This is a genomic window from Burkholderia sp. R-40, assembly GCF_049942845.1.
GTDB classification, from domain to species: domain Bacteria; phylum Pseudomonadota; class Gammaproteobacteria; order Burkholderiales; family Burkholderiaceae; genus Burkholderia; species Burkholderia ambifaria.
The window spans coordinates 1,965,636-1,988,878 of record NZ_CP187967.1 but is presented as its reverse complement, the minus strand read 5'-3'; the positions used below and the strand labels follow the sequence as shown (position 1 = coordinate 1,988,878).

General features: G+C 66.7%; 24 protein-coding genes. 17 read left to right on the top strand and 7 right to left on the bottom strand.

The window, feature by feature from the left end:
* Positions 1 to 50 precede the first annotated feature (50 nt).
* Both ACP26O_RS09165 and ACP26O_RS09160 read left to right on the top strand, forming a co-directional pair.
* Entirely contained in the window at positions 51 to 266 is a 216-nt protein-coding gene (locus ACP26O_RS09165) for a YdcH family protein (RefSeq protein ID WP_006755091.1), read from the top strand.
* 55 nt (positions 267 to 321) lie between these two features.
* The gene (locus tag ACP26O_RS09160) at positions 322 to 2,565 is read left to right on the top strand and encodes an ATP-dependent DNA helicase (RefSeq protein WP_175664801.1); all 2,244 of its coding nucleotides are present in this window, start codon (positions 322 to 324) and stop codon (positions 2,563 to 2,565) included.
* A 78-nt stretch (positions 2,566 to 2,643) separates the two neighbouring features.
* Here ACP26O_RS09160 and ACP26O_RS09155 read toward each other — a convergent pair whose 3' ends face one another.
* The gene (locus ACP26O_RS09155; RefSeq protein WP_175664800.1) at positions 2,644 to 3,468 is read right to left on the bottom strand and encodes an outer membrane protein assembly factor BamD; all 825 of its coding nucleotides are present in this window, start codon (positions 3,466 to 3,468) and stop codon (positions 2,644 to 2,646) included.
* A gap of 41 nt (positions 3,469 to 3,509) precedes the next feature.
* On the opposite strand from ACP26O_RS09155, the gene ACP26O_RS09150 reads away from it, so the two are divergent.
* From ACP26O_RS09150 to phaR, 7 genes are all read left to right on the top strand, one after another.
* A complete protein-coding gene (locus ACP26O_RS09150) occupies positions 3,510 to 4,748 on the top strand; it encodes an RluA family pseudouridine synthase (protein ID WP_175664799.1) in 1,239 nt (412 codons plus the stop codon).
* A gap of 6 nt (positions 4,749 to 4,754) precedes the next feature.
* The gene (gene pgeF / locus ACP26O_RS09145; protein WP_175701278.1) at positions 4,755 to 5,594 is read left to right on the top strand and encodes a peptidoglycan editing factor PgeF; all 840 of its coding nucleotides are present in this window, start codon (positions 4,755 to 4,757) and stop codon (positions 5,592 to 5,594) included.
* A 95-nt stretch (positions 5,595 to 5,689) separates the two neighbouring features.
* Positions 5,690 to 5,827, top strand: a complete 138-nt coding sequence (locus ACP26O_RS09140; RefSeq protein WP_175660663.1) for a hypothetical protein — start codon at positions 5,690 to 5,692, stop codon at positions 5,825 to 5,827.
* A 132-nt stretch (positions 5,828 to 5,959) separates the two neighbouring features.
* Complete coding sequence (gene phaC / locus ACP26O_RS09135) at positions 5,960 to 7,834, top strand: class I poly(R)-hydroxyalkanoic acid synthase (RefSeq protein ID WP_175664797.1); 1,875 nt, start codon at positions 5,960 to 5,962, stop codon at positions 7,832 to 7,834.
* A gap of 99 nt (positions 7,835 to 7,933) precedes the next feature.
* The gene (locus ACP26O_RS09130) at positions 7,934 to 9,115 is read left to right on the top strand and encodes an acetyl-CoA C-acetyltransferase (RefSeq protein ID WP_426281476.1); all 1,182 of its coding nucleotides are present in this window, start codon (positions 7,934 to 7,936) and stop codon (positions 9,113 to 9,115) included.
* 119 nt (positions 9,116 to 9,234) lie between these two features.
* The gene (locus tag ACP26O_RS09125) at positions 9,235 to 9,975 is read left to right on the top strand and encodes a 3-ketoacyl-ACP reductase (protein ID WP_011657007.1); all 741 of its coding nucleotides are present in this window, start codon (positions 9,235 to 9,237) and stop codon (positions 9,973 to 9,975) included.
* A gap of 118 nt (positions 9,976 to 10,093) precedes the next feature.
* Complete coding sequence (gene phaR / locus ACP26O_RS09120; protein WP_011657006.1) at positions 10,094 to 10,660, top strand: polyhydroxyalkanoate synthesis repressor PhaR; 567 nt, start codon at positions 10,094 to 10,096, stop codon at positions 10,658 to 10,660.
* A 266-nt stretch (positions 10,661 to 10,926) separates the two neighbouring features.
* On the opposite strand, the gene ACP26O_RS09115 is transcribed toward phaR, so the two are convergent.
* Positions 10,927 to 11,202, bottom strand: coding sequence for a hypothetical protein (locus ACP26O_RS09115; RefSeq protein WP_175666488.1), 276 nt, complete (start codon positions 11,200 to 11,202; stop codon positions 10,927 to 10,929).
* Positions 11,203 to 11,816: 614 nt separating this feature from the next.
* Here ACP26O_RS09115 and ACP26O_RS09110 point away from each other — a divergent pair.
* A complete protein-coding gene (locus ACP26O_RS09110; RefSeq protein WP_175666489.1) occupies positions 11,817 to 11,966 on the top strand; it encodes a hypothetical protein in 150 nt (49 codons plus the stop codon).
* Positions 11,967 to 12,031: 65 nt separating this feature from the next.
* Here the strand turns inward: ACP26O_RS09110 and ACP26O_RS09105 are convergent, their stop codons facing one another.
* Positions 12,032 to 12,286: a hypothetical protein gene (locus ACP26O_RS09105; RefSeq protein ID WP_011657003.1), complete on the bottom strand. Its 255-nt coding sequence runs from the start codon at positions 12,284 to 12,286 to the stop codon at positions 12,032 to 12,034.
* 431 nt (positions 12,287 to 12,717) lie between these two features.
* Between ACP26O_RS09105 and rimO the strand changes: the two genes are divergently transcribed.
* The 4 genes from rimO to ACP26O_RS09085 all read left to right on the top strand — a co-directional run bounded on the left by rimO (position 12,718) and on the right by ACP26O_RS09085 (position 17,041).
* A complete protein-coding gene (gene rimO / locus ACP26O_RS09100) occupies positions 12,718 to 14,079 on the top strand; it encodes a 30S ribosomal protein S12 methylthiotransferase RimO (protein ID WP_175660882.1) in 1,362 nt (453 codons plus the stop codon).
* Positions 14,080 to 14,082: 3 nt separating this feature from the next.
* Entirely contained in the window at positions 14,083 to 15,009 is a 927-nt protein-coding gene (locus ACP26O_RS09095) for a sugar kinase (protein WP_175666490.1), read from the top strand.
* A gap of 189 nt (positions 15,010 to 15,198) precedes the next feature.
* Positions 15,199 to 15,741, top strand: coding sequence for a hypothetical protein (locus ACP26O_RS09090; protein ID WP_105834496.1), 543 nt, complete (start codon positions 15,199 to 15,201; stop codon positions 15,739 to 15,741).
* Positions 15,742 to 15,856: 115 nt separating this feature from the next.
* Positions 15,857 to 17,041, top strand: a complete 1,185-nt coding sequence (locus ACP26O_RS09085; RefSeq protein ID WP_175666491.1) for a cystathionine beta-lyase — start codon at positions 15,857 to 15,859, stop codon at positions 17,039 to 17,041.
* Between the two features lie 77 nt (positions 17,042 to 17,118).
* On the opposite strand, the gene serB is transcribed toward ACP26O_RS09085, so the two are convergent.
* On the bottom strand, positions 17,119 to 17,964 hold the full coding sequence (gene serB / locus ACP26O_RS09080; RefSeq protein WP_012363971.1) for a phosphoserine phosphatase SerB: 846 nt from the start codon (positions 17,962 to 17,964) through the stop codon (positions 17,119 to 17,121).
* Between the two features lie 222 nt (positions 17,965 to 18,186).
* Positions 18,187 to 19,128, bottom strand: coding sequence for a LysR family transcriptional regulator (locus ACP26O_RS09075; RefSeq protein ID WP_175666492.1), 942 nt, complete (start codon positions 19,126 to 19,128; stop codon positions 18,187 to 18,189).
* Positions 19,129 to 19,251: 123 nt separating this feature from the next.
* Between ACP26O_RS09075 and ACP26O_RS09070 the strand changes: the two genes are divergently transcribed.
* The 3 genes from ACP26O_RS09070 to ACP26O_RS09060 all read left to right on the top strand — a co-directional run bounded on the left by ACP26O_RS09070 (position 19,252) and on the right by ACP26O_RS09060 (position 21,657).
* Positions 19,252 to 20,268: a zinc-binding alcohol dehydrogenase family protein gene (locus ACP26O_RS09070; protein ID WP_175660896.1), complete on the top strand. Its 1,017-nt coding sequence runs from the start codon at positions 19,252 to 19,254 to the stop codon at positions 20,266 to 20,268.
* Between the two features lie 160 nt (positions 20,269 to 20,428).
* Positions 20,429 to 20,980, top strand: a complete 552-nt coding sequence (locus tag ACP26O_RS09065; RefSeq protein WP_105834522.1) for a DUF6013 family protein — start codon at positions 20,429 to 20,431, stop codon at positions 20,978 to 20,980.
* Between the two features lie 203 nt (positions 20,981 to 21,183).
* Positions 21,184 to 21,657, top strand: a complete 474-nt coding sequence (locus ACP26O_RS09060) for a PliI family lysozyme inhibitor of I-type lysozyme (RefSeq protein ID WP_175666493.1) — start codon at positions 21,184 to 21,186, stop codon at positions 21,655 to 21,657.
* A gap of 43 nt (positions 21,658 to 21,700) precedes the next feature.
* Here the strand turns inward: ACP26O_RS09060 and ACP26O_RS09055 are convergent, their stop codons facing one another.
* Both ACP26O_RS09055 and ACP26O_RS09050 read right to left on the bottom strand, forming a co-directional pair.
* Positions 21,701 to 22,504: an ABC transporter permease gene (locus ACP26O_RS09055; protein ID WP_175666494.1), complete on the bottom strand. Its 804-nt coding sequence runs from the start codon at positions 22,502 to 22,504 to the stop codon at positions 21,701 to 21,703.
* Positions 22,501 to 23,202, bottom strand: coding sequence for an ABC transporter ATP-binding protein (locus ACP26O_RS09050; protein WP_175666495.1), 702 nt, complete (start codon positions 23,200 to 23,202; stop codon positions 22,501 to 22,503). The genes ACP26O_RS09055 and ACP26O_RS09050 overlap by 4 nt, the downstream gene beginning before the upstream one ends.
* Positions 23,203 to 23,243: the final 41 nt, after the last annotated feature.

Genomic DNA, 23,243 nt, shown 5'->3' with positions numbered 1-23,243 from the left:
CATGCGTGCCGGCACGCCAGTCGGCGCGCTGCTTCGATGAGGAGGCGCATATGCAAAACCGTCCCACGGAACAGCAGCAGGAATTGCACAACCGTTTGGCAGCATTGCAGGAGCAGCACCAGCAGCTCGCTCGAGAGATCGAGCTGAAGGAAGGACACTCCGACATCGACGACATTACGCTGCACCGGCTGAAGAAGGAAAAGCTGGCAGCCAAGGACAAAATCATTTTGCTGCAATCGCAGCTGGAACCGGATAAGCGCGCCTGAGCGCGGCCTGGCAAGCGCCGGCGCCGCCTCGGCGCTGGACACAGGAACGCTTGCCTTGAATTCACCGCTTGAAGCCAACCCCGATGCCCGGCCTGACGCGTCGTCTGCCGGGCGCGTTCGTGCGCCCGAAGGCACGTTCGAGCTGAGCCGCAAGCGCGTCGACGAACTCGACACGATCTTCGGTGAAGGCGGACTGCTTGCGCGCGCGCTCGACGGCTATCATCCGCGTCAGTCGCAGATCGAGATGGCGCGCGCGGTCGCGTCCGCGATGGAGGCGTCCGCGCGCCGTCTGCCCGAACCGGAAATCTTCGAAACCCGCAAGCGGCCGGCGCGCCGCCTCGGCGAAGGCGACAAGGCGGTCGAATCCGCCGCTGACGGAGCGGCGGCCGACGCCGACAGCGACGCCGGCGACAACACGCTGATCGTCGAGGCAGGCACCGGTACCGGCAAGACCTATGCATACCTGGTGCCCGCGATGCTGTGGGGCGGCAAGGTGATCGTGTCGACCGGCACGAAGCACTTGCAGGACCAGCTGTTCCAGCGCGACATCCCGACCGTGCGCAACGCGCTCGCGGTGCCGGTGACCGTCGCGATGCTCAAGGGCCGCTCGAACTACCTGTGCCATTACTATCTGCAGCGCACGGCCGACAACGGCCGCCTGCCGTCGCGACAGGACACCGCCTACCTGCAGGAAATCGTCCGGTTCGCGAAGATCACGAAAAGCGGCGACAAGGCCGAGCTCGCGAGCGTGCCGGAGACGGCGCCCGTATGGTCGATGGTCACGTCGACGCGCGACAACTGCCTCGGCCAGGAGTGCCCGCATTACAAGGAGTGCTTCGTGATGCAGGCGCGGCGCGAGGCGCAGCAGGCCGACGTCGTCGTCGTCAACCATCACCTGTTCTTCGCGGACATCATGCTGCGCGACACCGGGATGGCCGAGCTGCTGCCGAACGCGAACACGGTGATCTTCGACGAAGCGCACCAGCTGCCGGAGACGGCGACGCTGTTCTTCGGCGAGACGCTGTCGACCACACAGATCCTCGAACTCGCACGCGACACGGTCGCCGAAGGCCTGAGCCATGCGCGCGATGCGGTCGAGTGGGTGAAGCTCGGCGGCGATCTCGAGCGCGCGGCGCGCGACCTGCGCCTCGCATTCGCGAACGACCAGATCGTGCGCATGTCGCTCGCGCAACTGGGCGACGATCACCCGATGTTCGGCGCGCTCGACGCGCTCGAGGCGGCGCTCGATGCGCTCGCATCGGCGCTCGCGAGCCAGGCCGAGCGGGCGGAATCGCTCGGTGCGTGCCTGCGGCGCGCGCGCGAGCTTCAGGACCTGCTCGCGGGCTGGGTCGCGCCCGGGGCGGCGCAAGCGGCCGCTCAGGCCGATGCCGCGGCAGCCGCCGAGAAGGCGGGTGCCGACGACCCGAACGAGAAGGTGCGCTGGGTCGAAGTGTTCGCGCATACCGTCCAGCTGCACGAGACGCCGTTATCGGTCGCGCCGATCTTCGCGAAGCAGCGCGCCGGCGTGCCGCGCGCGTGGGTCTTCACGTCGGCGACGCTGTCGGTGCGCGGTGACTTCACGCACTACGCGGCCCAGATGGGCCTCAGCTCGCGGCGCTCGATGACGCTCGCGAGCCCGTTCGACTATCAGACGCAGGGCCTGCTGTACGTGCCGCGCAACCTGCCGCAGCCGTCGTCGCCGGCGTTTACCGACGCCGTATTCGATGCGGCGCTGCCGGCGATCGAGGCGTCGGGCGGCGGCGTCTTCATGCTGTGCACGACGCTGCGCGCGGTCGACCGGATCGCGTCGAAGCTGCGCGACGTGATCGAGTCGCGCGGCTGGAACACGCCGCTGCTGGTGCAGGGCGATGCCAGCCGCACCGAGCTGCTCGACCGCTTCCGTTCGTACGGCAATGCGATCCTCGTCGGCAGCCAGAGCTTCTGGGAAGGCGTCGACGTGCGCGGCGACGCGCTGTCGCTCGTCGTGATCGACAAGCTGCCGTTCGCGCCGCCCGACGATCCGGTGCTCGCCGCGCGACTCGATGCGCTGACCAAGAAGGGCTTGAGCCCGTTCGCGGTTCACCAGTTGCCGCAGGCCGTGATCACGCTGAAGCAGGGCGCGGGCCGCCTGATTCGCGCGGAAACGGATCGCGGCGTGCTGATGATCTGCGACACGCGGCTGGTCGACAAGCCGTACGGCCGCCGGATCTGGCAGAGCCTGCCGCCGTTCAAGCGCACGCGCGAGATCGCGGTCGTGCAGGACTTCTTCGACGAACATCGCGCGCAAAAGCGCGCGTGACGCACCGCCGCCCGCTACGGGCGGCGCCAATAAAAAACCCGGCTCGATGGCCGGGTTTTTTTGTGCGGTGAGCGTCGCTCAGAACTGCCACCACGACTTCTTCGTGCCGGGGCGCGAGTGGCCGGTGATGTACGGGCTGTCCGGGAAGGTGCCCGCGAGCACGCGCTTCGTGTCTTCCGCGAGTTGCGGCTGGTTCAGCCTGCCGTACGACAGGATCATGATGTGCAGCGCGTCCTCGATCGCCGGCGCGCCCTTGTAGTCCTTGATCGCGAGCTGCGCGCGGTTGATTGCCGCGACGTAGGCGCCACGCCGATAGTAGTAGTCGGCCGCGTGGACTTCGTGCGACGCGAGCGCGTTGACGATGTAGCGCATCCGCGCCGCGGCGTCGGGCGCATACTTGCTCTTCGGGTAGCGGTCGACGACGACCTTGAACGCGTCGTACGATTCGCGCAGTGCCTGCGGATCGCGCTCGCTCATGTCCTGGCCGGAGAAGCGGCCGAACAGGCCGAGATCGTCGTTGAAGTGGATCATCCCCTTCAGGTAGTACGCGTACGGGATATCCGGGTGATCCGGGTGCAGCTGGATGAAGCGGTCGACGGCCTGGTCGGCGGCTGCCGCTTCGTTGTCCTTCCAGTTGCAGTACGCGACGTTGATCTGCGCCTGTTGCGCGAAATGACCGAACGGATCGCGGCCTTGCAGCGATTCGAAATATTTCGCGCACTTGCCCCAGTCGCCGCCGGACAGTGCATCCTGGGCCTCTGAGTATAATTTGTTGTTCGACCAGGTAGCCGTCTCGTCCTGCTTCTGCGGTAAGCCGTGGCAGCCGGCGATGAGGGCCGCGGCCGCTACCGCCGCAGCTCGGGCGGCGACGGTTTTGGCCGTACGTTTGGTCGAATTCATCATGCTCGCATGTCCTAGCTTCAAGTCTCGGTGACCCAGTCTAAATGACCCGTTCAAGTTCGCAGAATGCCCCGCGGGGCAAGTCAAATCGCGAAGATTATAGCCCAAGCGATCGGCCCGCCGACGCCGCATCGGGGGATTCTCCCGATGACGGCCTGGCTGCAGGCGCGATGCAACCGCCTGTCGTGCCGTCCGCGGCGGCCGATGAGACGCCGCGCGTCGTCGAAGTGCCGCTGTCGCTCGCGGGCGAGCGCCTCGACAAGGCGCTTGCCCAGCTGTTCCCCGAATTCTCCCGCAGCCGCCTGCAGAGCTGGATCGAGGCGCAGCGCGTGCTGATCGACGGCGCGCCGGCGAAGATCCGCCAGCCGGTGCCGCTCGGCGCCAGGATCGAGCTCGTGCCCGACCTGCTGCCGGAGCAGCTGGCGTTCACGCCGGAGCCGGTGCCGCTCGACGTGATCTACGAGGACGACGCGCTCCTCGTCATCAACAAGCCGGCCGGCGTCGTCGTCCATCCCGCCGCCGGCAACTGGAGCGGCACGATTCTCAACGGGCTGCTGCATCGCTACGGCGACGCCGCGGCCGGCCTGCCGCGCGCCGGGATCGTGCACCGGCTCGACAAGGAAACGTCGGGCCTGATGGTGGTCGCGCGCACGCTTGCCGCGCAGACCGACCTCGTGCGCCAGCTGCAGGCGCGCACGGTGAAGCGCCGCTATTTCGCGCTCGTGTGGGGCACGATGCCCGAAGACGGCACGATCGACGCGCCGATCGGCCGCGATCCGCGCGAGCGCACGCGCATGGCCGTCGTCACCGGGGCGTCGGGCAAGCCCGCGCGCACGCATTTCCGTACGGTTGACACATGCCTGTGGCAACGTCAGCCGGTGTCCGCGATCCAGTGCGACCTCGAAACCGGCCGCACGCACCAGATCCGCGTGCACTGCGCGCATGTCGGGCATCCGCTGCTCGGCGATCCGGTGTACGGCCGCGCGCGCGGCAAGCGCTCGGTCGCGCCGCTGCCGGACGGGTTCGCGCGGCAGGCGCTGCACGCGTGGCGGCTCGGCCTCGTGCATCCGCTCACGGGCAAGACGATGCAGTGGCGCTGCCCGTTGCCGGACGACATGAACGCGCTCATCGCGGCGCTCGGTTTCGGGCAGGCCAGCGAGGAATTCGACGATGACGAAGGCGTCTACGACGATGACGATTTCGCCGGCGAATATCAGGATTACGAGGATCACGACGAGGATTGCGACGACGAGTCGGATCCGGACGACGACGAGGAGGAGTGAGTGCCGATGACGAACCTGGCGCCGTTGACGTGGCAGGACTGCGTACAGCCCGACTGGCAGGTGTCACCCCGCGTTCGCGCGCTGATCACGACGCGCGACGGCGGCGTGAGCGAAGGTCCGTACGGGCGCTGGCGGGACGGCGCCGCGTTGCCGGGCGGGATGAATCTCGGCTTGCATACCGGTGACGATCCGGCCCATGTCGCCGCGAATCGCGCGCGCTTGCTCGCGCTGGCCGGCCAGTCGCGCGCGGCGTGGCTCGAGCAGGTTCACGGCGCGCGGATCGTGCGCGCGGACGAGGTGATCGACGCCGCGCCGGATGCCGCGGCGCCCGTGCAGGCCGACGCGAGCGTGACGGACCGCGCGGGCGCGGTCTGCGTCGTGATGGTCGCGGATTGCCTGCCGGTGCTGCTGTGCGACGCGCAGGGCCGGGCGGTCGGTGCCGCGCACGCGGGCTGGCGCGGGCTCGCGGCCGGCATCATCGAACAGACCGCGGCTCGCGTCGCGGCGCTCGCCGGCGGCGCGGCGGATGAAGTCCATGCGTACCTCGGGCCCGCGATCGGCCCGCAGGCGTTCGAAGTCGGCGCCGACGTGCGCGACGCGTTTCTCGACACGGCTGCGCAGTCGGAGCATGATGGGACGCGGCAAGCGTTCGTCGCGATCGACGGCGCGCCCGGCAAGTTCCACGCCGACCTGTACGCGCTCGCGCGCCTGCGCCTCGCGCGTGCAGGTGTTGCGCACGTGAGCGGCGGGTCCGCCTGCACGGTCACCGAACGCACGCGCTTCTATTCATATCGGCGCGACCGCGTGACCGGCCGCATGGCGGCGGCGATCTGGCTGGCCGATTGACGACGGATCGCGCGCTTGCGCGCGCGGTTTATTGCGCTGCAAAATCGGTTTATCTCGATATTGACGCGGCAATGCGGCGTTGCATGGACAACCGAATGAATAATCCCGAAGTCAAGTCAACCAAAATATTTGAGGGTTCGCCGGAAGCCTTGTCCCGCCTGTTGCGCGTGGATTATCTCCGGGCAGAAACGTTCAGTGGTTTGACCCAGGCCTTCACATGGGGAAAACGATAATGATAAAAATACCGCACTGCGGCAGAATCTGGAGACGCCTCTCCAGAGCATGACGGCCCGGCTCGCAGCCGGCACGCCGCGCGCGAGCAGGATTTCACGATTGACGCTCACGAATCACCGGTAAGGCAGGTAATGACAGCATCGAAAAATTCGTCGACGTCCGCTCAGGCGGGCACTTCCGCAGGCAGCGCCGGATTCGGCCAGGCGGTCCAGCCGATGCAGCAGATGTTCGAAGCATGGCTGAATGCCTGGCGTGGTTTCGCCGATCCGGCACGCGCCGCCACGGCCGCGACCACCGCGAACCCGTTCGCCGCATTCCAGTTCCCGACATCGCTTCCGTTCCAGATGCCGTCGATGCCCGATCTGAGCAGCTTCGGCAGCATGGCGTCTCCGTTCGCGGGGCTGAAGCTGCCGGCAGCCGCGATCTCGCCCGAACGGCTCCAGAAGTTGCAGGCCGACTATGCGCGCGACTGCGTGACGCTGATGCAGCAGGCGGCCGCCGCGAAGCTCGAGTCGCCCGAACTGAAGGACCGCCGCTTCAGCTCGGATGCGTGGAAGGCCTCGCCCGCGCATGCGTTCGCGGCGGCGTGGTATCTGCTCAACGCGCGCTACCTGCAGGAACTGGCCGACGCGCTCGAGACCGATCCGAAGACGCGCGAACGCATTCGTTTCTCCGTCCAGCAATGGACGGCCGCCGCCGCGCCGAGCAACTTCCTCGCGCTCAATCCCGATGCCCAGAAGTCGATCCTCGAGACGCAGGGCGAAAGCTTGCGGCAGGGGATGATGAACCTGCTCGGCGACATGCAGCGCGGCAAGATTTCGCAGACCGACGAATCGCAATTCGTCGTCGGCAAGAACCTCGGGTGCACCGAAGGCGCGGTCGTGTACGAGAACGACCTGATCCAGCTGATCCAGTACTCGCCGAAGACGGACAAGGTGTTCGAGCGGCCGCTGCTGATCGTGCCGCCGTGCATCAACAAGTTCTACATCCTCGACCTGCAGCCCGAGAATTCGCTCGTCGCGCATGCGCTGTCGAGCGGCCATCAGGTGTTCCTCGTGTCGTGGCGCAATGCCGATGCATCGGTCGCGCACAAGACGTGGGACGACTACATGAACGAAGGGCTGCTCGCGGCGATCGACGCGGTGCAGCAGGTCAGCGGCCGCGAGCAGATCAACACGCTCGGCTTCTGCGTCGGCGGCACGATGCTCGCGACCGCGCTGGCGGTGCTCGCCGCGCGCGGCGAACATCCGGCCGCGTCGATGACGCTGCTGACCGCGATGCTCGACTTCACCGACACCGGCATCCTCGACGTGTTCGTCGACGAGGCGCACGTGCAGATGCGCGAGCAGACCATCGGCGGCAAGAACGGCACGGCGCCCGGGCTGATGCGCGGCGTCGAGTTCGCGAACACGTTCTCGTTCCTGCGGCCGAACGACCTCGTGTGGAACTACGTCGTCGACAACTACCTGAAGGGCCGCACGCCCGCGCCGTTCGACCTGCTGTACTGGAACAGCGACTCGACGAGCCTGCCCGGTCCGATGTACGCGTGGTACCTGCGCAATACCTATCTCGAGAACAAGCTCCGCGTGCCGGGCGCGCTGACCGTGTGCGGCGAATCCGTCGACCTGTCGCGCATCGACGTGCCGACCTTCATCTACGGGTCGCGCGAGGATCACATCGTGCCGTGGCAGACGGCCTACGCGTCGACGTCGATCCTGACGGGCCCGCTGAAGTTCGTGCTCGGCGCGTCGGGTCACATCGCGGGCGTGATCAATCCGCCGGCGAAGAAGAAGCGCAGCTTCTGGGTCAACGAAGGCGACCTGCCCGAATCCGCGGACGACTGGCTTGCCGGCGCGACCGAGCAGCCGGGCAGCTGGTGGACGACCTGGGTCGAGTGGCTCGATCAGTACGGCGGCCGCAAGGTGGCGCCGCCTGCCCAGCCCGGTTCCGCGCAGTTCCCGGTGATCGAGCCGGCGCCGGGCCGTTACGTGTTGCAGCGCGATTGACGAAAGCCGGACGGCAGCGCACGCTGTCCGGTGCACCGCAGTTTTTTTAACAGGGCCGGTAACGATGCGCCGTGTCGTGCGGGCCTGGAGGAAAGGGAAATGACGGACGTAGTGATCGTATCGGCCGCGCGGACCGCGGTCGGCAAATTCGGCGGCTCGCTCGCGAAGATCGCGGCACCGGAACTGGGCGCGACGGTGATTCGCGCGGTGCTGGAGCGCTCGGGCGTGAAGCCCGAGCAGGTGAGCGAAGTGATCATGGGTCAGGTGCTGGCGGCCGGCTCGGGACAGAACCCGGCGCGTCAGTCGCTGATCAAGGCCGGCCTGCCGAGCGCGGTGCCGGGCATGACGATCAACAAGGTGTGCGGCTCGGGCCTGAAGGCCGTGATGCTGGCGGCGAACGCGATCGCGGCGGGCGACGCGGAGATCGTGATCGCGGGCGGCCAGGAAAACATGAGCGCGGCACCGCACGTGCTGCCGGGCTCGCGCGACGGGTTCCGGATGGGTGACGCGAAGCTGGTCGACACGATGATCGTCGACGGCCTGTGGGACGTGTACAACCAGTACCACATGGGCATCACGGCGGAGAACGTCGCGAAGGAATACGGGATCACGCGCGAAGACCAGGACGCGTTCGCGGCGCTGTCGCAGAACAAGGCGGAAGCCGCGCAGAAGGCCGGCCGCTTCAACGACGAAATCGTGCCGGTGTCGATTCCGCAGCGCAAGGGCGAGCCGCTGCAGTTCGCGACCGACGAGTTCGTGCGTCACGGCGTGACGGCGGAATCGCTGGCGGGCCTGAAGCCGGCGTTCGCGAAGGAAGGCACGGTGACCGCGGCGAACGCGTCGGGGCTGAACGACGGTGCGGCGGCGGTGCTGGTGATGTCGGCGCAAAAGGCGGCGGCACTGGGCCTGACGCCGCTGGCGCGGATCAAGGCGTACGCGAATGCGGGCGTGGATCCGAGCGTAATGGGCATGGGCCCGGTGCCGGCATCGCGCCGCGCGCTGGAGCGTGCGGGCTGGACGCCGGGCGACCTGGACCTGATGGAAATCAACGAGGCATTCGCGGCGCAGGCGCTGGCGGTGCACAAGCAGATGGGCTGGGACACGTCGAAGGTGAACGTGAACGGCGGGGCGATCGCGATCGGTCACCCGATCGGCGCATCGGGCTGCCGGATCCTGGTGACGCTGCTGCACGAGATGGTCAAGCGCGATGCGAAGCGAGGTTTGGCGTCGCTGTGCATCGGCGGCGGGATGGGTGTCGCACTCGCGGTCGAACGTCCGTAACCGGTCGTCCGTCAACGCCAAACCAATCCGTGCGCCGGCCGATTGCGGCTTCGGCCGGCGCCACGTGAAGTCAGAGGGGCCTCCGGCGGGTCTCGAAACCAAAAAATGGAGTGAGATTTATGTCTCAGCGAATTGCGTACGTAACGGGCGGGATGGGCGGCATCGGCACCAGCATCTGCCAGCGTCTGTTGAAAGACGGCTTCAAGGTGGTCGCGGGTTGCGGCCCGAACTCGCCGCGCCGTGTGAAATGGCTCGAGGACCAGAAGGCGCTCGGCTACGATTTCATCGCGTCGGAAGGCAACGTCGGCGACTGGGACTCGACCAAGGCAGCGTTCGACAAGGTCAAGGCTGAAGTCGGCGAGATCGACGTGCTGGTCAACAACGCGGGCATCACGCGGGACGTCGTGTTCCGCAAGATGACGCACGAAGACTGGACGGCCGTGATCGACACCAACCTGACGAGCCTGTTCAACGTGACGAAGCAGGTGATCGACGGCATGGTCGAGCGTGGCTGGGGCCGGATCATCAACATTTCGTCGGTGAATGGCCAGAAGGGGCAATTCGGGCAGACGAACTACTCGACCGCGAAGGCCGGCATCCATGGTTTCACGATGTCGCTCGCGCAGGAAGTCGCAACGAAGGGCGTGACGGTCAACACCGTTTCGCCCGGCTACATCGGCACCGACATGGTGAAGGCGATCCGTCCGGATGTGCTCGAGAAGATCGTCGCGACGATCCCGGTGCGTCGTCTTGGCGCGCCGGAGGAAATCGGTTCGATCGTCGCGTGGCTCGCGTCGAACGAATCCGGTTTCTCGACGGGCGCCGACTTCTCGCTGAACGGCGGCCTGCACATGGGCTGAACGTCGGGCTGCCCGGGCCCGGTTGGCCGCGCAGCCTGGCGTTTCCGAAAGCCCCCGCCTCCCGGATCCGGGCGGCGGGGATTTGTCACTTGCGCTACGCTGCACTCAAAGGCGTTACATGACTACTACAAAGAAAACGGCCGAGCGGCTCATCAAGAAGTACCCGAACCGCCGGCTCTACGATACCGAGACGAGCACGTACATCACGCTGACCGACGTCAAGCAACTCGTGCTGGAACAAGAGGACTTCAAGGTCGTCGATGCGAAATCCAACGAAGACCTGACGCGCAGCATCCTGCTGCAGATCATCCTCGAGGAGGAGAGTGGCGGCGTGCCGATGTTCTCGTCGTCGATGCTGTCGCAGATCATCCGTTTCTACGGTCATGCGATGCAGGGCATGATGGGCACGTACCTGGAAAAGAACATCCAGGCGTTCATCGACATCCAGAACAAGCTGACGGATCAGTCGAAGAACCTGTACGAAGGCAACGCGATGAATCCGGAAGTCTGGTCGCAGTTCATGAACATGCAGGCGCCGATGATGCAAGGGATGATGACGAGCTACATCGAGCAGTCGAAGAACATGTTCGTGCAGATGCAGGAGCAGATGCAGAACCAGGCGAAGTCGATGTTCAACACGTTCCCGTTCAAGCAACCGGGCGCGACGGAGCCGGAGAAGAAGTAAGCGGCGATCCGGTGTGGACGCGCAAAGTGTCGCGCCGGCATCGCGCGGGACGGCCCGTAGGGGACGGCCCGTGTGGGACGGCAACGGGCCGCGTCGCGGAATGATTGTCCGCACGGTGGCATTGCCCGCGAGTGCATGGGCGTTGTTGTACCGTAGCACATCAGTGCAGATTAAAACGCACAAGGCCGACCGGCAAAGCCCGGTCGGCCGAATATCAGATAAAGCGCTGATTGTAAAAGATGCCGATGGCCGGATTTTCGGCCGGCTTATCGAACCGCGAAGCGGCTTGCCGCCGATCCGTTCGCGCAGTTATTTCCGTAAATAAAGAGATTTCTATTTTCGGAAAATGCCGAGTAGATGATCGGAAAAACTTCCTTGGCACTGAACGAGTAAATGCCGTCGTTGATGGATATGAGGAGGTTGCCGCTCGTATCGGTTTCGATTTTGTCGATTTTACCTGCCTTGCAAAGCGATTCCGCGGAGGCGTACGAGGATGCGGCAAGCATCATCGCGAAAACGAGGGTGGTCGCGAGTTTTCTCATGGTCTTTCCTTGGTGAATGAGTGGATTGCTTGGGTTGTGATACAGGTAATGCACGGTTCAGTATTGGCTGGTCGAACAGGCGCCGATGTCTGATCGACGTGAAATATATCGGAGATTAATTGGGTGTTGAATGGGGGTGGCGGATTTGGAAATGGTTTTTGTGGATTGTTGAGTGTTTTAAAATATTATGGTGAATTGTGTGTTGTGCGGTCCGGCAAAGGCTGGGGTTAATGATGGTTGGAGTAAAATAAATCTACCGATCATTGTTGTTTTTATGATTTTTGGTTGTGGTGCGGTTTGTGTTTTTATTTATTTTTATTTGCTCGGCCGATTTTTTTGAATAATTGCCTTAGGTATTGAGGCTGGCAGCCGCCACCGACGAAGTGCGCAAGGCCATCGACGAGCGTGCCGCCGGGCGCATACGTTTCATAGGCGTGTTTCGGTGTGGTACTCGTGCAGGATCGTGCACGTGTCTGCAGCCGGAGCGAGGATTGGGTCGCCGGTGCGGTTTGTCAGTACCGCGCGGTGAGTGCGGTCGATGGTGGGAAGCTTCGCCCGGTGGCGTTCTGCGAGGCGCTGGCGGAGGCACGCGATAACGGCGGCGCGCAGGCTGCGTGCGTTCGGGTACGGTCGACAGCGATAGTTACGCGCCTGCGCCGACAACCGGCCGGCCGCAACTCGATGCGGCGCTGTGGCTGGTCGGCGATGGCGACGAGGCGATCTGGTTCAACCGGTGCCTGACGGCGGCGACGTATCCGAAGTGAGCATCGGATCGAGTACGGGCCTGCTTCGGTGGACTTTTTGCGATTTCGTCACGGGACTGGATGCGTCATGACGCCGGATCGAATCCGTCTTCGCCATCCGATGGCGGTAGATCGAGAACGAGCTTGACCGCGCTGTAGTTGGCCTTGAGCGAAAACACGCGGCCGATCACGAAAAACGTCTGCCGGGAATTTTCGAGCTCGACGAAATCGCCGGGCTGCGGCACGTGGGCACCCTGGTCGTAGGAGAAGCTGGTGCTGGTTTGCTCACCGATGGCTTCTGCCGCGTGCTCGGTGAATTCGATCGTGATGTGGGTGGTCATGCGAGCCCCGTTGAGTGGATGGAAGAGAGCGATGGCTTCGATTTTCGCATGGCAGCGCCGCGAATCCGCGGCGATTGTTGCGCGACCGCGGTTGCGCATCGTGCTCGCCTGCCGGCCCACGCATATGCGATCGCAACGACCGGGCCGAAGCGGGGGCGGGAGGGCGGGACGAGGCCGGACAGGCCGGCGCCGATGCCTGCGAATGCGCGCAGGAACACGCCGAGCGCGCGTTGCCGGACGTGGCGCTGGTGGTAGGCCGACAGCCCTCCCCGAAATGAAAGGGTCGTATCAAACTCACGATTCGTGACCCGCCGCCCATCATGTCGCGTATTCGAGCGGGCGGCCCACGCCGTCGCCAGCCGCTCATTTTGGCTCGCCGCCCATAAATAGCTGTAAACTCACGCTTTTGCCGCCACGCCCCCACATTCCAGATGTCTCAGTCCCCCAAAGTAGGCTTCGTATCGCTCGGGTGCCCGAAAGCCCTCGTCGACTCCGAACAAATCATCACGCAGCTGCGCGCCGAAGGTTATGAAATCTCCGGCACGTACGACGGCGCCGACCTCGTCGTGGTCAACACCTGCGGTTTCATCGACGAAGCGGTGCAGGAAAGCCTCGACGCAATCGGCGAAGCGCTGACCGAGAACGGCAAGGTGATCGTCACCGGCTGCCTCGGCGCGAAGTCGAGCGCGAGCGGCTCGAACCTCATCGAGGAAGTCCACCCGAAGGTGCTCGCCGTCACCGGCCCGCACGCGGTGGGCGAAGTGATGCAGGCCGTGCATTCGCACCTGCCGAAGCCGCACGACCCGTTCGTCGATCTCGTGCCGGCCGCCGGCATCAAGCTCACGCCGCGCCACTACGCATACCTGAAGATCTCCGAAGGCTGCAACCACCGCTGCACGTTCTGCATCATCCCGTCGATGCGCGGCGATCTCGTGTCGCGTCCGGTCGCCGAAGTGATGCTCGAGGCGGAGAACCTGTTCAAGTCTGGCGTGAAGGAACTGCTCGTGATCTCGCAGGACACGAGCGCGTACGGCGTCGACGTGAAGTACCGCACGGGCTTCTGGAACGGCAAGCCGATCAAGACGCGCATGACGGATCTGGTCGCCGCGCTCGGCGAACTCGCCGCGCAGTACGGCGCATGGGTGCGCCTGCACTACGTGTACCCGTATCCGAGTGTCGACGAAGTCATTCCGCTGATGGCCGAAGGCCCGTTCAAGGGCCACGTGCTGCCGTATCTCGACGTGCCGTTCCAGCACGCGCATCCGGAAGTGCTGAAGCGCATGAAGCGCCCGGCCAACGCGGAGAAAGTGCTCGAGCGCGTGCAGAAGTGGCGCGAGATCTGCCCGGACCTGACGATCCGCAGCACGTTCATCGCCGGCTTCCCCGGCGAGACGGAAGAGCAGTTCGAAACGCTGCTCGACTTCATCCGCGAGGCGGAACTCGATCGCGTCGGCTGCTTTGCGTATTCGCCGGTCGAAGGCGCGACCGCGAACGAACTGGACGGCGCGCTGCCGGACGACGTTCGCGAAGAACGCCGCGCGCGCTTCATGGAAGTCGCCGAGGAAGTGTCGGCGCAGCGCATCCAGCGCAAGGTCGGCAAGACCCTCAAGGTGCTGATCGACGAAGTCAGCGCGGAAGGTGGCATCGGCCGCACGGCGGCGGATGCGCCGGAGATCGACGGCGTCGTCTACGTCGAGCCGGCGACGAAGGCATCGAAGCGCTACAAGGTCGGCGATTTCGTGTCGGTGAAGATCACGGGCGCGGACGGCCACGACCTGTGGGGCGAGGTGTAAGCGATGACCGCGGCATTTCCGGAGATCCTCGCGCTCGGCGAGGCGATGATCGAATTCAACCAGTCGCAGCCGGGGCGTCCGGAGTTTCTGCAGGGCTTCGGCGGCGACACGTCGAACTTCTGCATCGCCGCGGCGCGCCAGGGCGCGTCGACGGGCTTCGTGTCGGCGATCGGTGACGATCCGTTCGGCCGCTTGCTGACCGGCATGTGGGCGGCGGAGCATGTGGACACGACCTACGTGCGGATCGACCGCGCGGCGCCGACCGGCGTGTATTTCGTCACGCACGGCGCCGACGGCCACCAGTTCGACTATCTGCGCGCGGGCTCCGCGGCGAGCCGCTACACGGTGGCCGACCTGCCGCTCGACGCGCTGGCCGCGGCGAAGGCCGTGCACCTGTCGGGCATCAGCCTCGCGATCAGCGCGGCCGCGTGCGATGCCGCGTTCGCGGCGATCGACCATGCGCGCAGCAACGGCGCGCAGGTCAGCTTCGACACGAACCTGCGCCTGAAGCTGTGGCCGCTGCCACGCGCCCGCGCGGTGATGCGCGAGGCGCTGCGCCAGACGGACATCTGCCTGCCGAGTTGGGACGACGTCACGGCGCTCACGGGCGCGAACGATCGCGACGCGATCGTCGATGCGATGCTCGAACACGGGCCTCGGGTCGTCGCGCTGAAGCTCGGCAAGGAAGGCGCGTATGTCGCGACCCCGAACGAACGGCGCGTGGTGCCGGGCTTCGCGGTCGAGGCCGTCGACGCGACGGGCGCGGGCGACTGCTTCGGCGGCGCGTTCGTCGCGCGGATCGTCGCCGGCGACGATCCGTTCGCGGCGGCGCGTTATGCGAACGCGGCGGCGGCGCTGTCGACGACGGGCTACGGCGCGGTCGCGCCGATTCCGCATCGCGATGCGGTGGAACGTCTGGTGCACGGCTGACGCGGATCCCGCACGCCGGCCATGCGCTGCGCTCATTCGAACCTTCGGATGGCGCGCGCGACCTGAACGGGGGCGGGCGGCACGCGTACTGCATCGGCGGCGGCTATACGCTCGTGACGATATACATCGGCGACGAGCAACTCATCGCCAGGTTTTTCGAGCGAATCTGAAGTAAGGGAGCAACACAAGGTGGGTCGATATCTGGAATGGCAACGGGCGCTGGTAATCGCCGGCGCGCTGGCGGCGGGCCTCGCGATGCCTGGCATGGTCGCGGCCCAGCCCGCCGCGCCGGGCGCGCAGCAGGATGAAGCGGCGCCCGTACGGCCGCTGCGGCCGAACCCGGAATTCGCCCGCCTGCCGCGCTACGAGGGCACGCTCGGCGACCGGCCGATCGTCGCGCATCTCGGCCCGAAGACGGACGAGGAAGGCGTGCACGGCGAATACCAGTTCACGGACACGGGCGAGGTGATCCTGCTCGCCGGCGATCGCGACGGCGACACGCTCGAAATCGAGGAATCGAACGACGGCACGAACATCACGGGCGTGTGGATCGGGCGCTTCGATTCGACGGGCGAGCTGAAGGCCGACCGGATGAACTCGGACGAATCGGATCCGCAACCGGTCGTGCTGCGCGCGGCGCCGGGCAAGCGCGCGGCGCTGCAGGTACGCGACGGCCGCGTGCAGGAAATCGAGACGGTCAGCGGCATCGTCAATCTGCGCACCGACGACTGAGCGCGCGCGCTGGCTCGGTGCGCGCGGCGCGCATTGTACCGGGCCAACCGCGCCGAATTTGGCTAATGTAGCGACACATTCCGCAACCGAACGGCCTTTCCCCGGGCCTCCTGCCATGACTGCATCCACTCCGAAGCGCGCACTCCAGACCCGCATCGTTCAACCCGACGACGTCATTCCGGACGGCTTCCGTTCGTTCGTGCCGCCGGTTGCGCGTGCATCGACGGTCGTGTTCCCCGATCTCGCGACGATGCGCGCGCTGGTCTGGCACAACGACAACCAGTGGCGCTACGGCCTGCACGCGACCCCGACGTCGCTCGCGCTCGCGCAGCGGCTGGCCGAGATCGAGGGCGGCGCGCATGCGCTGCTGCAGCCGTCGGGCCTCGCGGCGATCATGAACGTCTATTTCGGGATCGTGAAGGCGGGCGACGACGTGTTGATCCCGCACAACGTCTACGGGCCGAACGCCGATTTCGGCAACTGGCTCGCGAAGGATTTCGGCATCACCGTACGCTTCTACGATCCGCTCGTCGGCGCCGGGATTGCCGAGCTGATCCAGCCGAACACGCGCTTGATCTGGATCGAGGCGCCGGGCTCGGTGACGATGGAAGTGCCCGACGTGCGTGCGATCACGACGGTCGCGCAGGCGCGCGGCATCGTCACCGCGATCGACAACACGTATTCGGCCGGGCTCGCGTTCAAGCCGTTCGAGCATGGCGTCGACATCTCGGTGCAGGCGCTGACCAAGTATCAATCGGGCGGCAGCGACGTGCTGATGGGCGCGACGATCACCGCGAACGCCGAGCTGCACGCGCAACTGAAGCTCGCGCGGATGCGCTGCGGGATCGGCGTTTCGGTCGACGATTGCTCGCTCGTGCTGCGCAGCCTGCCGAGCATGCAGGTGCGCTTCGATGCACACAGCAAGAGCGCGCTGGCGCTCGCGCAATGGCTGAAGGCGCGGCCGGAGATCGCGGCGGTGCTGCATCCGCAGTTGGCCGATTGCCCGGGACACGCGTCGTTCGTGCGCGACTTCACCGGCGCGGGCGGGCTGTTCTCGGTGGTATTCGATGAACGCTACAGCAGCGAGCAGATCGATCGTTTCGTCGAGGCGCTCGAACTGTTTGCGATCGGCTGGAGCTGGGGCGGCGCGTGCAGCCTCGCGATGCCTTACGACGTCGCGTCGATGCGTGCGGACTGGCCGCATCGCGGCACGCTGGTGCGCTTCTACGTCGGTCTCGAGGACGAAGCCGACCTGCGCGCGGACATCGAGCGCGCGATGCAGGCGACGCTCGGCCGATAACGAAACCGCGGCAAAAAAACACAACGCCGGCGCGAGGCAACCTCGCACCGGCGTTTTTCATGGGCGGCTTGCGCGGATCAGAACAGCCGCAGCAGCCCGTCGAGGCCGACATGGTCGAATGCGACGGTGGCCGCACCGCGCACGACGGGCTTCGCGTGGAACGCGACCGACAGCCCGGCTTCGGCCATCATCTTCATGTCGTTCGACCCGTCGCCCATTGCGATCGCGCGGGTAGGCTCGATGCCGAGCGAAGCACAGGTTTCACGGAGCAGGCGCGCCTTCACGTCCGCGTTGACGATCTCGCCGAGCACCTTGCCGGTCAGCTTGCCGTCGACGATCTCGAGCGTGTTCGCATGCGCGAAGTCGATGCCGAGACGTGCCTTCAGGCGCTCGGTGAAGAACGTGAAACCGCCCGACACGAGCAGCGTCTTCAGGCCCGCGGCCTTCACGCCGGCGAGCATCTTCTCGGCGCCCGGCGACAACTGCAGCCGTTCCTCGTACACGCGCTCGAGCGCCTGCGCGTCGAGCCCCGCGAGCAGCGCGACGCGGCGCGTGAGGCTTTCGTTGAAGTCGCGGATCTCGCCGCGCATCGCCGCGTCGGTGATCTCCGCGACCTGCGTCTTAAGCCCGCAGAAATCGGCGATCTCGTCAATGCATTCGATCGTGATCAGCGTCGAATCCATGTCCATCACGGCGAGCCCGAAGTCGCCGAGCGTGCGGCCGGCTTCGACGAAGCCGAAGTCGAGCGCATGCGTGCCGCAGTACGCGTCGATGTCGAGACGCTGCGCGGGGTTCGCGTTTTCGATGCGCAGCGCATGTTCGTCGGTCTGCACGATGCGGGTGCCGCGCGACAGCGCGAGCAGCGGTTTGTGATGCGCGTCCGACAGCGGCGCGAGACTCTGGATGACGAGGTTGTGGGTCATGGCGGAATGATTGAAAGCGAATGAAACGCGTGCGCGGCCGGCATGCGGCCGCCTGCGAACGCGGGCCCTGTCCGGCGTCGGGCTGCTGCGTCGCGAACGCGCCATTGTAGCCGGTTGGTATCGGATAGCTATCCGATAGGTAGCCGGTTGGTATCCGGTCGCGGCCGGATCGCCGCGGATGGCCGGCCAGCGCCGCCGCCAGCGCCGCTCGCCGGACGGCGTTCAGCGTTCGTCCGCGCGATCCCAGTAGGGTGGATCGCCGAAGTGTTCGGCCAGGAACGCGATGAACGCGAGCGTCTTCAGCGGCACGTGCGCGCGGCTCGGGTAGACGGCCCAGATCGCGACGTCCTGCGCGAACGGGTAGTCGTCGAGCACGGTGACGAGCATGCCGTCCGCGAGCAGCGGGCCGACGTCCCAGGTCGACTTGATCGCGATGCCGAAGCCGTCGACGAGCGCTTCGCGGATCGCCTCGCCGTTGCTCGCGACGAGCCGGCCGCCGACCCGCACGGTGAGCGGGCCCTGCGGCGTGACGAACGACCAGTCGCGCTGGTCGCCGAGGATCACGCATTCATGCTGGGCGAGGTCGGCCGGATGGCGCGGCGTCCCGTGTTCGGCGAGATACGCGGGCGAGCAGCACAGCACGCGCCGGTTCGCGGCGAGCTTGCGCGCGACCAGCGTCGAATCCTTCAGCGCGCCGAGGCGGATCGCGACGTCGTAGCCGTCGTCGACGAGATCGACGATTTCGTCGGAAAGCCGCAGGTCCAGCGACACGGACGGGTAGCGGCGCAGGAACGCGGGAATCACGGGCGCGACGTGCTGGCGGCCGAACGACGACGACATCGACACCTTCAGCCGTCCGTACGGCTCGCTGCGGCCGTGGCCGACCGACGCCCGCGCGGCGTCGGCGGCCGACAGCAGCGCCTCGGCCCGGGCCATGAAGACCTCGCCGTCCTGCGTGAGGCTGATGCGGCGGGTGGTGCGGTGCAGCAATCGCGCGCCGAGCTGGCGCTCGAGCTGCGCGATGCGCGCGCTGGCGACCGCGGCCGACACGCCGAACTCCCGCCCGGCGGCCGTCACGTTCGCGAGCAGCGCGGCGCGCACGAACAGGCCGACGTCGAGCAGATCGAGCGGCTTGTCGGGGGCCGGAATCGGATCGGCACTCATTGTTCTGAAATTCCTGAAAATGTTTCAGGAAATATAGCGGTTTTCTCGAAGGATCGGGCCACCTACGATGGCATGCATGGGGCTGCGCCGCGGCCCGCCCGATTTCCCTGAAGGAGCTTCATGATGAAAGCCGTTGGATTGACCCGTTACCTGCCGATCGACGACCCGCAGGCGCTGCTCGACGTGGAACTGCCGCAACCGGTGCCGGGCCCGCGCGACCTGCTCGTGAAGGTCGAGGCGATTTCCGTGAACCCGGTCGACACCAAGGTGCGCGCGCCGAAGGCGCAGGTCGAGGAAGTACCGCGCGTGCTCGGCTGGGATGCGGCGGGCACGGTCGTCGCGGTCGGTGCCGAGGTCACGCTGTTTCGGCCCGGCGACGAGGTGTTCTACGCGGGCAGCATCACGCGCCCCGGCGCGAACAGCGAATTCCACGCGGTCGACGAGCGGATCGTCGCACGCAAGCCGCGCACGCTCGATTTCGCGGCGTCGGCCGCGTTGCCGCTCACCGCGCTGACCGCATGGGAGGCGCTGTTCGACCGGCTGCGCGTGTCGCCGCAGGGCGCGGACGCGGGCAAGTCGGTGCTCATCATCGGCGGCGCGGGCGGCGTGGGGTCGATCGCGATCCAGCTCGCGAAGACGCTCGGCAAGCTGCGCGTGATCGCGACCGCGTCGCGCCCGGCGTCGGCCGAATGGGTGCGCTCGCTCGGCGCGGATGACGTGGTCGATCATTTCGGCGACCTGCCCGCGCAGTTGCGTGACATCGGCCATCCGGAAGTCGACTACGTGCTGATCTTCAACGACACCGACCATCATTTCCCGGCCGCGGCGGAAGTCATCCGGCCGCAGGGCGGCATCTGCACGATCGTCGAGAACGCCAAGCCGGTGCCGGTCGAACTGCTGAAGGCGAAGAGCGCGGCGTTTCACTGGGAGTTCATGTTCACGCGCGCGATGTTCGAGACGCCGGACATGATCGAGCAGCACAAGATCCTGAGCGAGGTCGCGCGGCTCGTCGACGGCGGCACGCTGCGCACGACCGTCGGCGAGCAGCTCGGCACGATCAACGCGGCGAACGTGCGGCGCGCGCATCAATTGCTCGAGGGCGGGCGCGCGATCGGCAAACTGGTGCTGAGCGGCTTCTGAGCCGGCGTCGCGCGTAAGGGTGGCTGCGCCATGAACGCAAGCGGGGTAACACCCGATGCGTTTGCGGCGCATTGCATGCCGCTTGGCGGTAGACTGGCAACGCATCATGCATCGAAAACCGCGCGGCACGCGCGTGCCGCCGCATTACAAGGAGGTCAGCATGAGCCAACGCAGCTTGTCAGTCGCCGCATCGTGGTCGGCCGTGTTCGCGGCGGCGTGCGTCAGCGCGAGCGTATTCGCGGCGCCGCCGGTCAAGGGCAGCCTGAAGGGCGGCGGGACAGGGCAGCTCGAATACACCGTCAAGGTCGACTCGAAGACCTTCGGCAATACGCAGGAGACCCGCAAGATCCGCTCGGGCGAAACGGACGACTTCAACTGGAAGTCGGTGCCGCCGAGCGGTGCGGTCGCGATGCCGGACGGATGCCCGAACGCCGACAACCTGCCGCGCGACGCGAACGGCGCGATGGTGCGCCAGACCCAGGTGCGGCTCGCGCCGTCGGTCGACGCGAAGGGGAACGCGAACGTGCAGATGAGCTTCCAGGCGGCCGCGCCGAAAGGCACGCGCAACGCGAGCGCGGGCGGCAAGTCGCTGCAATGCCCGGACGTCGTGTCGGTGAGCCAGGTCAAGTGGGTGTCGCTTTCGACCAATGGCGGTTCGAAGACGGTCACGATGAGCGACGGCACCAGGGTGACGGTGTCGATCAAGCACTGAGTGCAGTGCGCGGGCCGGCCGCGGCCGGTGCGCGCGCAACCAATCGCGGGGTGTTGCAGAGCCGCGCGTGACGGTTACGTGGCGCGCGGCTTCGGGCTTTTCATCCTCGATGTTCGACTTTGTCGAGCCCGGCGTGCGTGACGTCACGCAGGTGTCGCGCTATCCTCGCGGAATTCGCCACCTCCTTCCCTGAACGTCATTCCATGAAACATCGCATGCGCGCGCTGCTGTCGGCCGCTGCGTTCGTCGCCGCCCATGCGCAGGCGGCCGACGATTGCAGCTTCGTGAAAAAAGTCGAGCTGTCGTCACGACAGCAGACCGCCGTCGTGTCGAGCGGTGCGCTCGAACCGTGCTCGACGGGCAGCTATGCGGTGCGCGTGTACTCGACCGCGCATGCGACGCCCGGCTTCGATACGGACGACTACGTGACGGGCGTGCTGCATGCGCGCGACGGCACCGTCGCCGATGCGTTTACCGCGGACCTCGGCGCGCGTGCGCCGCAGGCGCTCGTCGTCACGACGCGCTCGGCCGGCAGCGGCGGTTATGTCGGTGCGCAGGCCTATGTGACGACGCCGCGCGCGGTGCGGCTCGTCGCGTCGGTCGACGGGCTGGCGCCCGACGCCGACGTGACGGCCGCGTTGCGTCAGGCGCTCGGAAAGCGCCGCGCAGCCCGCTGACCGCACGCCGCGCGAAGGCCGCGTGCGTGGCGGCAGGCGCGCGTCACGGCGCGCGTTCCTCGAGCCGCGACGCGAGAAAGCGGTGGTCGGCCGAGAACAGCCGGCGATACGTCATCAGCACCGCGCCGACGGTACCCAGGGCGGATGCCGCGGCGATCAGGAACATGATCACGATCTGATAGCGCACGGCCTGCAGCGGCGACTGGCCGGCCAGCACCTGACCCGTCATCATCCCCGGCAGGCTCACGACGCCGACCACGGCCATCTGGTTGAGCGTCGGCAGCATGCCTGCGCGCACGGCCTGGCGCGCGGCGTCCTGCGCGGCTTCCCAGCGCGTTGCGCCGAGCGCGAGTGCGGTCTCGACGCGGTCGCGCCGCGCGGTCAGTTCCTCCATCATCCGCTCGACGCCGAGCGACACGCCCGTCAGCGTATTGCCGAGGAGCATCCCGAGGATCGGGATCACATATTGCGGCGCGTACCACGGATGAATGCGGATCACGACGAACAGGCCGATCGCCGCGACGAACCAGCTGCTGAACCAGATCGCCGCGATGCTGTCGACGCGTTGTCCGCGATACGCATGCTTGCCGCGACCGGCGCCCGCGAAGCCGGCGATCAACGTCATCAGCGCGGTGATCGGCAGCACGACGCTCCAGTGCGGATGGCCGAACACCCAGCCGAGCACGTAGCCGATCGCGAGCAACTGCACGACGGTGCGCACGGCGGCGAGCGCGAGCTTGCGCCCGAGGCCGAGCGACAGCGCGGCCGAGATCGCGCCATTGACCGCGACGAGGCCGGCGGCGATGCCGACGTCGACCAGACTCAGTTCCTGCAGGGATGGGCTCATTGCGCCGCCTGCGTCGCGCGCGCGGCGTGCAGCACGCCGGCCTGCATCACGAGCCGCATCGTGCCGATTCGTGCGGCCTGCGCCGGATCGTGCGAGATCCACATGTACGCGCGCGCGTCGGGCGCCGCGTCGAACCACACGCCGACGAGCGCTTCGATCGCGCGCGTCGACTCGGGGTCGAGCGCGGACGTCGGCTCGTCGAGCAGCAACACGTCGGGGTCGAGCTGCAGCACGCGCAGCAGCGCGGCGATCTGCGCTTCGCCGCCCGACAGTTCGCTCGCACGCTTGTCGAGGAAGTCGGCGCCGCGACCGGCGCGCGCGGCGAGCGCTTCGGCGCGCGCACGGTCGAACGTCGCGTCGCGATAAATCGCGAGCGAGTACGGGTAGCGCAATTGCGCTTCGACGGTCCCGTCCATTTGCGCGGGCCGCTGGCGCACGTACGCGACACGGCGCCGGTAGCCCGGAATCGCGCCGCGCCGGATGCGCTTGCCGTGCCACAGGATGTGACCGCCATCGAGCGGATCGAGCAACGCGAGCGCGCGCAGCAGCACGCTCTTGCCGGAACCCGACGCTCCCGTGATAGCAATTCGCGATCCCGCGGCGAGGCTGAAGTCGGTCGGCGTCAGCAACGTCTTGCCGCTGCTGGCGTCGCGGCGCGTGATCTGTTGCGCATCGATGAGGCCGGTGGGGACGGTCATGTCACAAATGAAAAAAAGCGTTAATGGCGCCGAAGCATTGG